The following is a 12,843-nucleotide window of genomic DNA, read 5'->3' as shown; positions in this document are numbered from 1 at the left end:
GTGCGTGCGATCGCAAGGCGGAGGGTCGCCCCGATACTGGGCGTATCGGGGCGAGCCCGACAACGCAGCGATCGTGCGTGCCAGACGTCGCCAGGCAGGCGGGACTTTCGAAACACGCCCTAGGGGACCCGCACCCACGTCCCCTTCGACGGTGTCCCGTTCGCATCGGTCACGAACAGCATGTACCACCCCGACGGCACCAGCGCCCGATTCCCCGGCATCGTCACGGCGATACCCCCCGCCGTCCTCTTCAGCCCCAGCGCCACGGATCGCTGGTCCGTGTCCGTCACATGCGTCACCGCGCTCGGCCGCATCAGCTTCGCCGACGTGATCGTCGGTCGCTGCTTGGTCGTGAACACCGCCGTACCGCCGCGTCGAATGCTCTTCGGCCCGGCCGTCAGCTCCGGCCGTGAGCCCCGGTACAGGTAGGGCGGCGTGTAGATCTCGATGCGTTGCTCGAAGACGCCCGGGCGGGTGTTCGCCTTGTCGGCGTACAGGGAGTCCGAGCCGAAGATCATGACGCGCCCGTCGGGCAGCAGCAGCGACCCCGAGTGATAGTTCCGTCCGACCTCCGGATCCGCCACCCTCCGGTACGTGTCCGTCTTCGCGTCGTACAGCCGCGCCTGCAGGATGTTCGAGCCGCTGCGCCCGCGGTAGTCGCTCGACCCGCCGGTGACGAGCACCGAGTCGTCGGGCAGCAGCGACGCGCTCGGGTAGCGCGTGCCCTCGGTGAGTGACGCGCCGTCCCTGAATCTCGGCTCGGCGGCCTTCAGGTCCACGAGCCGGGACTTCTCGCTGGACCTGTCCGACTCACCCACTCCGCCCCCGCCGATGACCATGAACTTCTCGTCCTGGGCGGGTGGCAGTCGTACCGTCGCCGATGTCTCCATCTCCCGGGCGTCGCTCAGCCCGGGGATCTCCTCGAACCTGTTCGTCGCAAGGTCCCAGACGCCCGGCGCGCGGCCGACGTCCGCCGGACCGTACCCGGCGTTCGAGCCGGAGTAGAAGAGCCTGCCGTCGCTCAGCAGGAAGACCGCCGGGTAGGTGGGGAACTTCCGGACGATGCCGGTGTACGCCCACTTCTTCGTCCGAGGGTCGTAGATCTCGTCCTTGCCGGGCACGATCTGCCCGATCTCGTCGAGTCCGGACAGGGCGAGGACCCTGCCGTCCTTCAGCGTGGTCAGCGTCGGGTACCAGCGCGCCTCGTTCATCGGATCGACGGTGATGTACCTCTCCGCCACCGGGTCGAACTCGAACGCCTCCCGGATGCCCTGGAAGTCCTTCTTGTCGAGGGCGAGTTTCTGGGCGATCCCGTACACGTTCCGTGTGTCGGAGCCGGAGAGCCCGGAGATCCGGTAGTTGTCCTGGGTGCCCGTCTCGTACGTCCTGCCGGACTTCTGGGCCTCGACGTAGATCCGGCCGAGCCCGGGGTCGTTGCGCAGGAACGCGCCGGTCTTCCTGTCGAAGACCTTGGTGGCCCTCTCGACCAGCACCGGGTCCTTGGAGACGAACGTCCTGCCGTTCTCCTTGCCGGTGAACCGGGTGCCCGCGGGCAGGGTGACCGGCTTGTCCGGGTCCTCGTTGTGGACGATCATCAGGCCGCCCGCCCTGGTGACATCGCCCTTCAGCTTCTCGTACCGCTTCGTGCCGCCGGCTATCAGCAGCCGGCCGTCGGGCAGCTGGGTGTGACCGGAGCAGAACATGTCCTTGGGCGTGGGTACGTTCGTGAACGTGCCGGTCCCCGGGTCCCACAGCACGGACCGGAAGCTCTTCGCGTCGAAGTTCTTCTGGTTGTTGCCGGAGCCCGCGACGAGCAGCACCTTGCCGGTGTGCAGCAGCGCGGCATGGATCGTATTGATCCGGAACTCGGACGGGACGTCGAGGAAGTCCCAGTGGCCGTTGGCGGCCTTGTACTCCGGCTTGTTGATCTCGTACTCGTGGTAGCGCTCGCTGCTGACGCGGTACAGCCACGGCCCGTTCGCCCCCGCGAGCGCCAGTACCACCGCCGTAGTGATCGCCATGCGGCGGGTGCGGCGGCCAGGACGGTACGTCATCGGTTACGTCCCCCCAGGGAGATCTGCACGGTCTGGCCGTCGGACACCCAGTGCGGTCTTTCCTGCGGGGCATGCGCCGGCTGCGGAACCGGTGTGCCGTCCTGCAGGGGTGGTCCGCCGCGCCGCCGCTTCTTCTCCGCGTGGACGGTGTACCGCCAGCCGAAGATCGGCGCCGCCGTGATCAGCAGCGCCAGCGCGGCCCAGGTGAGCATCGCGGGATGGCTGTGGCCGAGGACGAAGGAGGCGGCGATCGAACCGCCGAAGACCACCATGAAGAAGAGATGGATACGGAACGTGCCGAACAACGTGTCGGGGCTGGACGAGTCGCCCTTGGGCGTCACCACGAACGAGCTCTTGCGGCGCAGCACGGCATCCATCAGGGACCGCGCGTAGACCGGGGCGGAGAGCGCGGACATCATCATCCCCGCCATACCGCCGGAGCCCTCCGGCTCGTGCGGGGACACATTGTGCCGCCGGTTCCAGATGTACAGACCGATCTGGAGCGCCGAGGCGTTGCCGTACAGCATCATCCAGACGACCGGGTCGATCTGCACGCCCGAGGCGCCCATGCCCAGGAAAAGCGCGCAACTGAGTGCCGCCAGGATCCAGTTCAGGGCGGACATCGGATAGAAGATGATCATCATGGTGTAGTTGAAGAGCTTGCCGACGGGGAGTGTCCCGATCCCTCTCCAGTACTGCTTGAGGATCGTCTCGTACGTCCCCCGTGACCAGCGCAGCTGCTGGGTGAAGAAGTCCGTCCACGCGGTCGGGCCCTCGCCGACGGCCAGCACGTCCGGGGTGTACACCGAGCGCCACTTCCGGCCGGTGTGCGGGTTGCGCGCGCGATGCATCTCGAAGCCGGTCGCCATGTCCTCGGTGATCGAGTCGTACAGACCGCCGATCTGTTTGAGGGCGGAGATCCGCACGGCGTTGCTGGTCCCGACGAACATCGGGGCGCCGTAGCGGTTGCCCGCGCGCTGGATCAGCGCGTGGAAGAGGAACTGCTGGGACTCGGCGGCCTTCGTGACGAACGTGTCGTAGTTGCCGTAGACCTGCGGGCCGATGACGAAGCCGATGTCCGGGTCGCGGAAGTAGCCGAGCATCCGCTCCAGGTAGTTGGGCAGGGGTACGTGATCGGTGTCGACCGACGCGAAGAAGTCGTACGCGCCGCCGTGCGCGTCGAGCCAGGCGTTGTAGTTGCCGTGCTTGGTCCTCGCGCGGTGCGCGCCCTCGGTCTGGTTCCAGTGCGCGACGCCCTTGCGGGAGAAATGGTGCACCCCGAGCCGGGCGCAGACCTCCTTGACCGCCGGGTCGTCGCCCTCGTCGAGCAGCCAGACGTGCATCAGCCCGCGGTGCCTGATGCGGACCGCCGCTTCGAGGGTCTTCGTCACCATCTCCAGGGGCTCCTTGCCCGGGACGAAGGAGGTGAGGAAGGCGACCCGGGTGCCGGGCTCCGGCACGACCGGGACCGGGTCGCGTGCGACCAGCGTCGCGTGCGCGTTCGACAGGACGTTCATGGTGCGGAAGAGCTCGATCAGACCGATCGAGACGAGCATGACGATGTCGAGGATCAGCAGCGTGTCGTTCTTGAGGTTCGGATCGCGCTGGGTCCAGTGTTCGGGCTGCATCAGCCATGCGAACAGGCCGAGCGAGACGAGCGGTGCGGCGCCGAGCAGGAGCGCCGCGCGGAGTCTGCGCGGTTCCTGCGAGAGCAGCGAGCGGTACTGCACGGAGTACGGTCTGCTCGGATCGGGCTGGGTCAGTGGCCCGGCGAGTCGGCTGTAGTGCTCGTAGTCGTAGCGGGGCAGCGCCTTCTTCGGGTGGCGCCGGCCTCCGGTCCGGGGCCGCGGGGGTATCCGCAGCTGCGTGGTCCGGGAAGGGTCGGTGTTCTGCCGGGCGCCTGTCGGCGTCGACGTCATGGGTCATCCCCCTGCGCGCATGCTGGCTGCGCGGTCGGTCGGTCGTCTCGTCCGCCGCGCATCCCCTCGATCGCGGCGGACGACCTCTCTGGCGGAAGCCTTCCCCTCGCGGGAAGGCGTCCTTCCGGTCGCCCGGTGCCTCTTCGGCATCCGTCCATGAGCGGGACCCCCATCCCGCGGTACGCGCAAACCGGAACTTCCCCCTGTTGCTGCCCCCAACTGTGGGCGTCATCGGCCCGGTTGCGGCTGATGACCCCATGACAGGTTGTATGACCCAGGTCGTGATCGCAAGGGTGAAACGGGCTATTTGCCGGTCATATGTGCGATTTGGGTGTCTCTTGTGGAGGGGGCGTATGGGGGTGTACGAGGGGAGCTTTTCGACCCCCGGGAGACGGCTCAGGGGTCGCCCGCCGGACGCGGGTGGGGTGATGGCATACGAACAAGGCCCCCTCACATGGAGTGAGGGGGCCTTGACTCTGCGTGCGCCGCCAGGGACTCGAACCCCGGACCCGCTGATTAAGAGTCAGCTGCTCTAACCAACTGAGCTAGCGGCGCCTGCTGACCTGGATAACTCTACCCGATGCGGGGGAGTGCTTCTGGCCATTTCCCGACCGTCACGGCCTGTCGGATAGTCGTTTTTTCTGTTTTGTCAGTCAAACTGCACTATGTCGGGAGAGTTGGACACTGACGCCCGTACAGCTGCGCCCAAAGATCTTGACGAATGCGGAGGGGATTCGCATGACCGTGCCGGCCTTCGAGGAGTACGCGCCTGCCGTCGACTGCTCCTGCGCGGGGTGCGCCGCCGGGCGGCGCACCGCCGCTCGCGCCCTGCCCACGCGGTACGGAGGGCACCCCGCCGCGCATGGTGCGCGGCGCGTGCTGGTGCTGGCCACGGCGGCCGGCGTGGTGCTGGGCACCGGCGTGGCCGAGTCGGCGAGCCGGCATGCGGCCGGATCCGCCCGGGCGGACGGGACGACGGCCTCGGCCGATACGAACCCGGACGATACGAATCCGGACGGTCCGGCCCCGGGTGATACGGACCCGGACGACAGGTACCCGGACGGTACGGAGCTGACCGATACGGACGCGGCCGATACGGACATGGTCACTCCGCAGGGAGAACCCGGTCCGCTGTGGGGTGTGGGGGCCTCCGGCCCGCCGTCGTCCACGGGCTCTTCCTCGGCGCTGCGCAAGTCCACGCGGGCGGACATCATCAATCGCGCCAAGAAGTGGGTGAGCGCGAAGGTCCCGTACAGCGTGGCGAAGTACTGGTCCGACGGATACCGGCAGGACTGCTCCGGCTATGTGTCGATGGCCTGGAAGCTCGACGCCAACGAGTGGACGGGCAGCCTCGCCAAGTACGGAACCCGGATCGCGCGCGCGGAGTTGCAGCCCGGCGACATGCTGCTCTTCCACAACCTGGCCAACCCTTCGAAGGGCTCGCACGCCACGATCTTCGGAGGCTGGACCGACTACACGCACACCCATTACACGGCCTACGAACAGACTCCTCCGCACACGCGCAAGCAGACGACGCCCATGGCCTACTGGACCAACTCGGGCAAATACGTCCCGTACCGCTACAAGGGGCTGACCACCGGAACCGGGGCGGGAAGCAGCGGGTCGAAGGCGTTCCCGGGCACCAGGACTTTCGGTCCGGGCGTGAGCAACACACACGTCACCCAGCTCGGGCGGATGCTCGTGGACCGTGGCGGAAGGCGCTTCTACAAGGTCGGACCCGGGCCAGGCTGGGGCGACGCCGACCGGCGTGCGACCCAGGCGTTCCAGAGGGCGCAGGGCTGGAAGGGCAAGGAGGCCGACGGTATCCCCGGCCCGCACACCTGGCGCCTGCTGATGAACGGGACCGGCCGCGACATTCCGGTGAGCGGAAGCACGGGCGGCGGCCGGGGGAGCGGTTCGCATGCGGCCCCGGCCTTCCCGGGCCGGGGTCATTTCCGGCCGGGTCGGTCCAACAGCCATGTCGACAGGCTCGGCAGGCAGTTGGTGAAGAAGGGATACGGCACGTACTACACGTCGGGCCCCGGACCCTGGTGGACCGAGGCGGACCGGCGCAACGTCGAGACCTTCCAACGGGCCCAGGGCTGGCGGGGCACCGAGGCCGACGGTTACCCCGGCCCGGAGACCTGGCGGCGAATCTTTGCGTGAGAACACGGACATGACGGAGGCGGGAATGCGATCCACGGTGCCGGGCAGTTCCGGAGTTCCGGAAGACAGAAAGGAACGGGAGCCGATGAGTGGTGTAGTGGGCGACACGGAGGGTGCCGGAGGCGCCGGGTCCGGCTCGGAGGCGGGTGCCGCCTCGCCGTGCGCCGACCCGGGATCGGTCCCGGGCGCGGATGCCGGCGGCGGCTCGGGTACGGGGGCGGAGGTGCGGGCCGGCTCGGAGGTGGGTGCGGATGTGTGGCCGGGCGCGGGTCCGGCATCGGTTGCGGGGGTGGAGGTTGGGGGTGGCTCGGGTACGGGGGCGGAGGTGCGGGCCGGCTCGGAGGTGGGTGCGGATGTGTGGCCGGGCGCGGGTCCGGTATCGGTTGCGGGGGCGGACGCGCGGGCCGGCTCGGAGGTGGGTGCGGATGTGTGGCCGGGCGCGGGTCCGGTATCGGTTGCGGGGGTGGAGGTTGGGGGTGGCTCCGGTGCGGGGGCGGAGGTGCGGGCCGGCTCGGAGGTGGGTGCGGATGTGTGGCCGGGCGCGGGTCCGGTATCGGTTGCGGGGGCGGACGCGCGGGCCGGCTCGGATGCCGCCCTCGACCTCGTGCTCGACCTGGTCCCGGGTGACGCGACGGACCCCGCCTTCGATACGGTCTCGGTGTCGGTTCCGGCCGCGGCTTTGACGCCGGCCCTCGACCCGGGCTCGGGCCCGCCGGCCTGCCCGCTTCTGGACGCCCTGTTTGACACCGAGCAGCCGGCTCGGACCGAACCCGACCCCGACGCGCCGCACGGCACACCGCCCCCCACGGAGCCGGCGCCCGCCTCGGCCGCCGAAGCCATCCTCGTACAGGAATCCGAATCGGCCCCCGTGTCGGTGTCGAAGCCCGACGACGTCGTGACCGGGCGGCGGCGCGTCGTCATCGCCCATGAAAACCCACCCTCCATCCCTGGGCACCCTCTCTTCCGTGGCGGGTCCGAGCCCCCCGAAGCCGCCGATCTCGCCCTGGGGGCCGATGTCGGCGAGCAGGTGGCGGGCCTGCGGCGGGTGCCGGTGGCGCAGGTGCAGGCGCCGGCGCCCACCAGGCCCGCGCCGGTCGGCGATTGGCGGCTGACCGAGAAGCCGTGGACCGCGCTGCCCGGGTGGGCGGGGGTGCTCGCCGGGCTGGCCGGGATCGCCGGCGGTGGGGCGGTGCTGTGGTGGGTCGGCGCACTGCCCGCCGGGGTGCTCGCCCGGCTCGGGATCGGCTCGCGTCCGTACGACGGCATCGGCATGGGGGCATGGGCGGCGCTCGCCGCCCTGGTGACCGTCGTGTTCTTCGCGCTCGGCGGTCTGACTCGCGGCCGCGTCGGGCACGCATGGGTGATGACGCTCTTCGGCGACTACCGGGGGAGCGTGCGGCGGACGGGGCTCGTCTGGGTCAGCCCGCTGCTGCGGCGCCGCCGGGTCGACGTACGGCTCCGGCACTGGCGCAGCGAACCGCTGCCCGTGGTGGATGCGAACGGTACGGCGCTGCGCGTCGTCGTCCTCGTCGTGTGGCGGATCAAGGACACCGCGCGGGCGATGCTCGGATTGGCGGACCACGAGAAGTATCTGCGCGAGCAGGTCGAGGCGGCGATGGCGCGGGTCTTCTCGCAGCTCCCCGCCGACGTGTTCCACGAGGACGCCCACACGCTGCGCAACGCGGAGGCGGTCGGTGACGCGCTGACCGGGATGCTGAAGGCGGAGTGCGAACCGGTGGGCATCGAGGTGTACTCCGCGCAGCCGACCGGCATCGAGTACGCACCGGAGATCGCCGCCGCGATGCAGCGTCTCCGGATCGCCGCCATTGACGCCCAGCACCGCGACAGTGTGCTGACGTCGGTGGTCGACGCGGTGGACGACACGGTCAGCCGGCTGACCGCCCGCGGCCTCGTGGAGTTCGACGATTATGAACGCAAGGCGCTGGTCAAGGACTTGACGGTGGCCTTCTACACCGGACGCAGCGGTGCGGGCGGGGCCTGACGGCGCGTCCGTACGGCGTCCGCGGCGAACGCGTTCCATGCGTGCTCCGATGTTCAGTTCTGACGTGCAGTCGGTTACCGTGCCGCGCCATGAGGAGCGCAGGCACCGTCGCGGAGCTCGTACAGCGCGCGAGATGCACTATGTGATCCGCCACGCCGCCCGGACCCTGGTCCGCGCGGACCACCCTCGTGCGCTGGACATCGTCGGTTCATCTCTCGCCGAGGCACGACAGGCGAAGGACAAGAAGCAGGGCCATGATGTCCGCGTGTCGTCCGACGATGAAGAACAACACGCTTGGTGGTTGTCCGGTACCCCTCTGTGACACGCGTGTACGGAGCGGCGGACGGCGAAAAGCGCCCAGGGCGGTCCACGTGTGTACGTGAACCGCCCTGGGCGTTGTCTGTGCGCCGCCAGGGACTCGAACCCCGGACCCGCTGATTAAGAGTCAGCTGCTCTAACCAACTGAGCTAGCGGCGCCTGCTGACTCGAAAATAATACCTGGTCCTCAGGGGTGCTGATGACACGTGCCGACGGAGGCCCTAGAGAGCCAGTGACAGCAGGACCGGAGCCGCCCGCCGGTTCAGCGTGTCCGCCGCCGAGCGCAGCCGGTGCGCGTGCTCGATCGGCAGCGACAGCGCCAGGCAGCCGGCCGAGGAGCCCGCCGTGAGCGGCACGGCCGCGCAGACGGTGCCCATCGCGTACTCCTGGAGGTCGAGCACCGGGACCGTCGCCGGCTGGCTGTCCAGCTTGGAGAAGAGGACCTTCTCGCTGGTGATGGTCCGCGAGGTGAGCCGGGCGATCTTATGGCGGGCGAGATGGTCGCGGCGGCCATTCTGGTCGAGCTGGGTCAGCAGGCACTTGCCGATCGCGCTGGCATGCGCGGCGGACCGGAAGTCCACCCACTCGTTGACCGCGGGGGTACGCGGACCGTCGGCGTACTGCGTGACCCGGATCTCGCCGTCGACGTACCGGCTTATGTACACCGCGGCGCCGACCGAATCGCGCAGCTGGTCCAGGGTCTGCTGGAGCTTGTTCTCCAGTGCCTGCCTGCGGGCGGCCCCGGAGCCGAGCAGCAGGAGTGAGGCGCCGATCACATAGGCGCCGTCGGACACCTGCTCGACGTAGCCCTCGCGGCGCAGCGTCAGCAGCAGTGAGGCGAGATGCCCCACCGGCAGTCCCGTCTCCCGGGAGATCTGGGCGTCCGTCACACCGGTGCGGTGCTTGGAGACCGTTTCGAGAACACGAAGGGCGTACTGCACCGAGTGGAACGGTGCGGTCGGTTCGGGCTTCAACGCCACGGTTTCCCCCTACCAGGTTGTGACCGCAAGCTTCGGCACCACGATAGCCGCCAAGAGTCTTTTGATGGGGGCCTGTTGACGAGTTCTTGGTGCGCCCCGGCGCTGTCAGCAGGAGTGCAATCGGTTGGCATATGTCAGAGTCAATATCTCAACGCGGAGGCACGTCAACGCCGTTCGGGGCATCGGAAACATCCGGGGAGGGAACATATCCGCGCCGCATGTCGACCACGTTCGGCAACGGTTCCCCGGCCGCCCACCGTTCGTACATCTCCACGAACTGCTCGCCCAGCCGGTCCCGCCAGCCCACGGTGTCGCCGCTCATGTGCGGCGAGACGATCAGCCCCGGTGCGTCCCACAGTCCACTGCCCGGAGCGAGCGGCTCGTGCTGGAAGACGTCGAGCGCCGCGCCCGCGATCCACCGTCGGCGCAGCGCGTCGGCGAGATCGTCCTCGACGACCATCGGGCCTCGCCCCACATTGATGAAGCGGGCCGAAGGCTGCATCAGCCCGAAGAACCGCGCGTCGAACATCCCGCGCGTCCGTTCCGTCAGGGGCGCCGCGCAGATCACCCAGTCGGCGAGCGCCGCCAGCCGGTCCAGATCCTCGGCGCCATGGATGGTGCGCCGCGCCGTACGCCCCACGAGCGCCACCTGGACGCCCAGTGCGTTGAGCAGCCGGGTGATCTCCCGGCCGATCGGCCCGGCCCCGACGACGACCGCGCGGGCGCCCGCGAGCTGCTGCGACTCGCGGTGGTGCCAGCGCCGCCGACGCTGCAGCTCCAGCGTGCCGGGGACGTCCTTGGCGAACGCGAGCACCAGGCCCAGTACGTATTCGGCGATCGGCCGTTCGAAGATGCCCCGCGCGTTGGTCAGCACGGTGTCGGACCCGGCCAGCTCCGGGCAGAGCAGCCGGTCCACTCCCGCGCTGGCCGTGTGCACCCACCGGGGCCGCGGTCCGTCGCCGGGCCAGGCGGCGCGTACCGCGTCGGAGGCGAAGTCCCACACCAGCAGGGCGTCGGCGTGCGGCAGCTCCCCGGCGAGGCCGGCCTCGTCCACGTAGCGGATCCGGACCCGGCCGGTCAGCCGGCCGAGGCGCGGCGACGGGGCGGCGTCGAGTACGAGGAGGGTGGGCTCTGACATCAGGGAGTGGTCGCCTCGTCAACGTCTGAGATGTGCGGATTGACCACGCTCGCACCCGGGCCCGCGCCCGTCAACGCCAAGGTCGGCAGGGGTGCGGGCGCCGGGGGAATACTGGGCAGTGGGGGAGGGCAGCGGCAGTGCACCGGTCCAGCAGTGCAGGAGGGTGAATATGACGACCGTCGGTTTCCTCTACCCGGGCCATTTCGCGGACGACGACTTCCCGCGCATGGAGGTCATCCTCGACACCACCATCAGGCTCGTCGTCAACCGCACGGAGCCGGGTGAGGACGACCGCCGCACCGAGATCCTGCGGCAGCGGGGCGCACCCGAACGCCTCGCCGCCGGGGTCGAGGAGCTGCGGCGCGCCGGTGCCGAGTCGGTGGTCTGGGCCAGCACCGGCGGGAGTCTCGTGTACGGGTGGGAGGGCGCCCATCAGCAGAGCACCGCCCTGGCCAGGGCGGCGGGGCTGCCCGCATCGAGTACGTCGCTCGCCTTCGTCCACGCGGTACGGGCGCTGGGCGCCGCGCGTGTCGCGGTCGCCGCTCCGTACACCGAGGAGATCGCCGGGCTCTTCGGCGACTTCCTGGCCGCCGCGGGCGTCGAGGTGGTCGCCGTGCGCGGCGGTGGCGTCACCTCCGCGGCCGCGGCCGCGGGGTGGGGGCTGGACCGGCTGAAAGAGCTCGCGGTTGCCGCGGACCGGCCGGACGCGGAGGCGGTACTGCTGCCGGACAACGCCGTGCACACCGCCGCGCACGTCCGTGACCTGGAGGAACTCCTCGCCAAGCCGGTCCTTACCGCGAACCAGGTGGCGGTGTACGAGGCTCTGCGGCTGGCCCGGCGCCGCACCTGGGCGCCCCAGCTCGGCACGCTGTTCGCCACCCGGGAGGCGCCGCCCGCACCGGTCGGGAGGTAACGGCCTCCTCCGCGGTAGGGAGTGGACTCCCGACGCCCTGCGACTCCGCTTGCTGATCCACTCCCTACCGCGGGGAGGCCGTGACCGGCCGGGAATAACCGGAGACAACCTCCTGTTAGGTTTCGGCGGACGCACGAGCATCACCGGAGAGGCCTTCACGTGGACAAGAACCGAGGCGACGAGAACCGAGGCGACGGGAGTCACGGCGACGCCATTCGGGGCAGGGCCGAGGGAACGGCCTCGGTGCCGCTGTCGGTGCTCGACCTGGTGACCGTCGGCCAGGGTCGCACCGCGACCCAGGCGCTGCGCACCAGTGTGGACATCGCCCAGCTCGCCGAGCGCCGTGGCTACCACCGCCTCTGGGTCGCCGAACACCACTCCATGCCCGGCGTCGCCTCGTCGTCCCCGGCCGTGATCCTGGCCCACCTCGCCGCCCGTACCGAGCGGATCCGGCTCGGCTCCGGCGGGGTCATGCTGCCCAACCACGCCCCGCTGGTCATCGCCGAACAGTTCGGCACGCTGGAGGCCATGGCCCCCGGCCGCATCGACCTCGGCCTCGGGCGCGCCCCCGGCACGGACGGTGCGACCGCCGCCGCGCTGCGCCGCACGGACCGGCTGGGCGAGGGCGCCGACGACTTCCCGCAGCAGCTCGCCGAGCTGACCCGGTTCCTGGACGACGACTTCCCGGACGGCCACCCCTACGCCCGGATCCACGCGGTTCCGGGCCCGGTGCAGGGTCCCGCGGGCCGCCCGCCGATCTGGCTGCTCGGCTCCTCCGGCTTCAGCGCCCGGCTGGCCGGGGTCCTGGGTCTGCCGTTCGCCTTCGCCCACCACTTCTCGGCGCAGAACACGATTCCGGCGCTCGACCTGTACCGGGACTCGTTCAAGCCGTCCGCGGTGCTGGATGCCCCGTACGCCCTGATCGGCGTCTCGGCGCTGGCAGCCGACGAGGAGCGCGAGGCCCGCCGCCAGGTCCTGACCGGTGCCCTGTCGATGCTCCGCCTGCGCACCGGCCGCCCCGGTCTGATCCCGACGCCGGAGGAGGCGGAGGCCTATGTCTTCAGTCCGGTGGAGCGGGAGTTCGTCGACGGCTGGCTCGGCAATGTCATCCACGGGACGGCGGACGAGGTGCGCAGCGGTCTGGACGGCCTGGCCAAGCGGACCGGGGCGGACGAGCTGATGATCACGGCGAATGCGCATGGCGGGGAGGCGCGGCTGCGCAGCTACGACCTGATCGCGGACGCGTACGGGTTGCGTGGCTGACGTCCGTGCCGAGCGTTCTGCCTTCAAGCGCCGGGCGGGCCTGTACACAGGCCCGCCCGGCGCGTGTAGGCACGGTCGGCTTCGTGTTCC

The 12,843-nt window shown here is 70.1% G+C and carries 9 protein-coding genes and 2 tRNA genes; 5 read left to right on the top strand and 6 right to left on the bottom strand.

The genetic code is table 11. The annotated features are described in order from the left end of the window. Positions 1 to 119: 119 nt before the first annotated feature. The 3 genes from AB0915_RS35160 to AB0915_RS35150 form a co-directional block, all read right to left on the bottom strand. Entirely contained in the window at positions 120 to 2,054 is a 1,935-nt protein-coding gene (locus tag AB0915_RS35160; RefSeq protein WP_366694941.1) for a kelch motif-containing protein, read from the bottom strand. Then, positions 2,051 to 3,973: a cellulose synthase catalytic subunit gene (locus tag AB0915_RS35155; protein WP_366694940.1), complete on the bottom strand. Its 1,923-nt coding sequence runs from the start codon at positions 3,971 to 3,973 to the stop codon at positions 2,051 to 2,053. The genes AB0915_RS35160 and AB0915_RS35155 overlap by 4 nt, the downstream gene beginning before the upstream one ends. 481 nt (positions 3,974 to 4,454) lie before the next feature. Further along, positions 4,455 to 4,528, bottom strand: a tRNA-Lys gene (locus tag AB0915_RS35150). Positions 4,529 to 4,711: 183 nt separating this feature from the next. On the opposite strand from AB0915_RS35150, the gene AB0915_RS35145 reads away from it, so the two are divergent. The 3 genes from AB0915_RS35145 (at position 4,712) to AB0915_RS35135 (ending at position 8,463) form a co-directional block, all read left to right on the top strand. Further along, on the top strand, positions 4,712 to 6,139 hold the full coding sequence (locus AB0915_RS35145; protein WP_366694939.1) for a peptidoglycan-binding protein: 1,428 nt from the start codon (positions 4,712 to 4,714) through the stop codon (positions 6,137 to 6,139). Between the two features lie 85 nt (positions 6,140 to 6,224). Continuing rightward, positions 6,225 to 8,141: an SPFH domain-containing protein gene (locus tag AB0915_RS35140; protein ID WP_366694938.1), complete on the top strand. Its 1,917-nt coding sequence runs from the start codon at positions 6,225 to 6,227 to the stop codon at positions 8,139 to 8,141. Positions 8,142 to 8,274: 133 nt separating this feature from the next. After that, positions 8,275 to 8,463: a hypothetical protein gene (locus tag AB0915_RS35135; protein WP_366694937.1), complete on the top strand. Its 189-nt coding sequence runs from the start codon at positions 8,275 to 8,277 to the stop codon at positions 8,461 to 8,463. A gap of 81 nt (positions 8,464 to 8,544) precedes the next feature. On the opposite strand, the gene AB0915_RS35130 is transcribed toward AB0915_RS35135, so the two are convergent. From AB0915_RS35130 to AB0915_RS35120, 3 genes are all read right to left on the bottom strand, one after another. Continuing rightward, positions 8,545 to 8,618 (bottom strand) — tRNA-Lys (locus AB0915_RS35130). Positions 8,619 to 8,680: 62 nt separating this feature from the next. Continuing rightward, positions 8,681 to 9,439 (bottom strand): IclR family transcriptional regulator C-terminal domain-containing protein, encoded by a 759-nt coding sequence (locus tag AB0915_RS35125; RefSeq protein ID WP_366694936.1) that lies wholly within the window; start codon positions 9,437 to 9,439, stop codon positions 8,681 to 8,683. A gap of 148 nt (positions 9,440 to 9,587) precedes the next feature. Beyond that, the gene (locus tag AB0915_RS35120; protein WP_366694935.1) at positions 9,588 to 10,577 is read right to left on the bottom strand and encodes a D-2-hydroxyacid dehydrogenase; all 990 of its coding nucleotides are present in this window, start codon (positions 10,575 to 10,577) and stop codon (positions 9,588 to 9,590) included. 169 nt (positions 10,578 to 10,746) lie between these two features. Here AB0915_RS35120 and AB0915_RS35115 point away from each other — a divergent pair, with 169 nt between their 5' ends. Together AB0915_RS35115 and AB0915_RS35110 are read left to right on the top strand one after the other, a co-directional pair. Continuing rightward, complete coding sequence (locus tag AB0915_RS35115) at positions 10,747 to 11,490, top strand: decarboxylase (protein ID WP_366694934.1); 744 nt, start codon at positions 10,747 to 10,749, stop codon at positions 11,488 to 11,490. 159 nt (positions 11,491 to 11,649) lie between these two features. After that, positions 11,650 to 12,753 carry an LLM class flavin-dependent oxidoreductase gene (locus AB0915_RS35110; RefSeq protein ID WP_366694933.1) on the top strand — a complete coding sequence of 368 codons (1,104 nt, stop codon included), beginning with the start codon at positions 11,650 to 11,652 and terminating at the stop codon, positions 12,751 to 12,753. Positions 12,754 to 12,843 lie beyond the last annotated feature (90 nt).

The sequence above is a fragment of the Streptomyces sp. NPDC048411 genome, assembly GCF_040704695.1.
In the GTDB taxonomy this organism is placed as follows: domain Bacteria; phylum Actinomycetota; class Actinomycetes; order Streptomycetales; family Streptomycetaceae; genus Streptomyces.
The sequence above is the reverse complement of the archived record's forward strand: the minus strand, read 5'-3'. Positions and strand labels throughout refer to the sequence as shown.

Excerpts from the sequence above, each read along its gene's own strand:
- AB0915_RS35155 (WP_366694940.1), bottom strand. The coding sequence starts at position 3,973 with ATGACGTCGACGCCGACAGGCGCCCGGCAGAACACCGACCCTTCCCGG.
- AB0915_RS35115 (WP_366694934.1), top strand. The coding sequence starts at position 10,747 with ATGACGACCGTCGGTTTCCTCTACCCGGGCCATTTCGCGGACGACGAC.
- AB0915_RS35120 (WP_366694935.1), bottom strand. The coding sequence starts at position 10,577 with ATGTCAGAGCCCACCCTCCTCGTACTCGACGCCGCCCCGTCGCCGCGC.
- AB0915_RS35135 (WP_366694937.1), top strand. The coding sequence starts at position 8,275 with ATGCACTATGTGATCCGCCACGCCGCCCGGACCCTGGTCCGCGCGGAC.
- AB0915_RS35160 (WP_366694941.1), bottom strand. The coding sequence starts at position 2,054 with ATGACGTACCGTCCTGGCCGCCGCACCCGCCGCATGGCGATCACTACG.
- AB0915_RS35140 (WP_366694938.1), top strand. The coding sequence starts at position 6,225 with ATGAGTGGTGTAGTGGGCGACACGGAGGGTGCCGGAGGCGCCGGGTCC.
- AB0915_RS35145 (WP_366694939.1), top strand. The coding sequence starts at position 4,712 with ATGACCGTGCCGGCCTTCGAGGAGTACGCGCCTGCCGTCGACTGCTCC.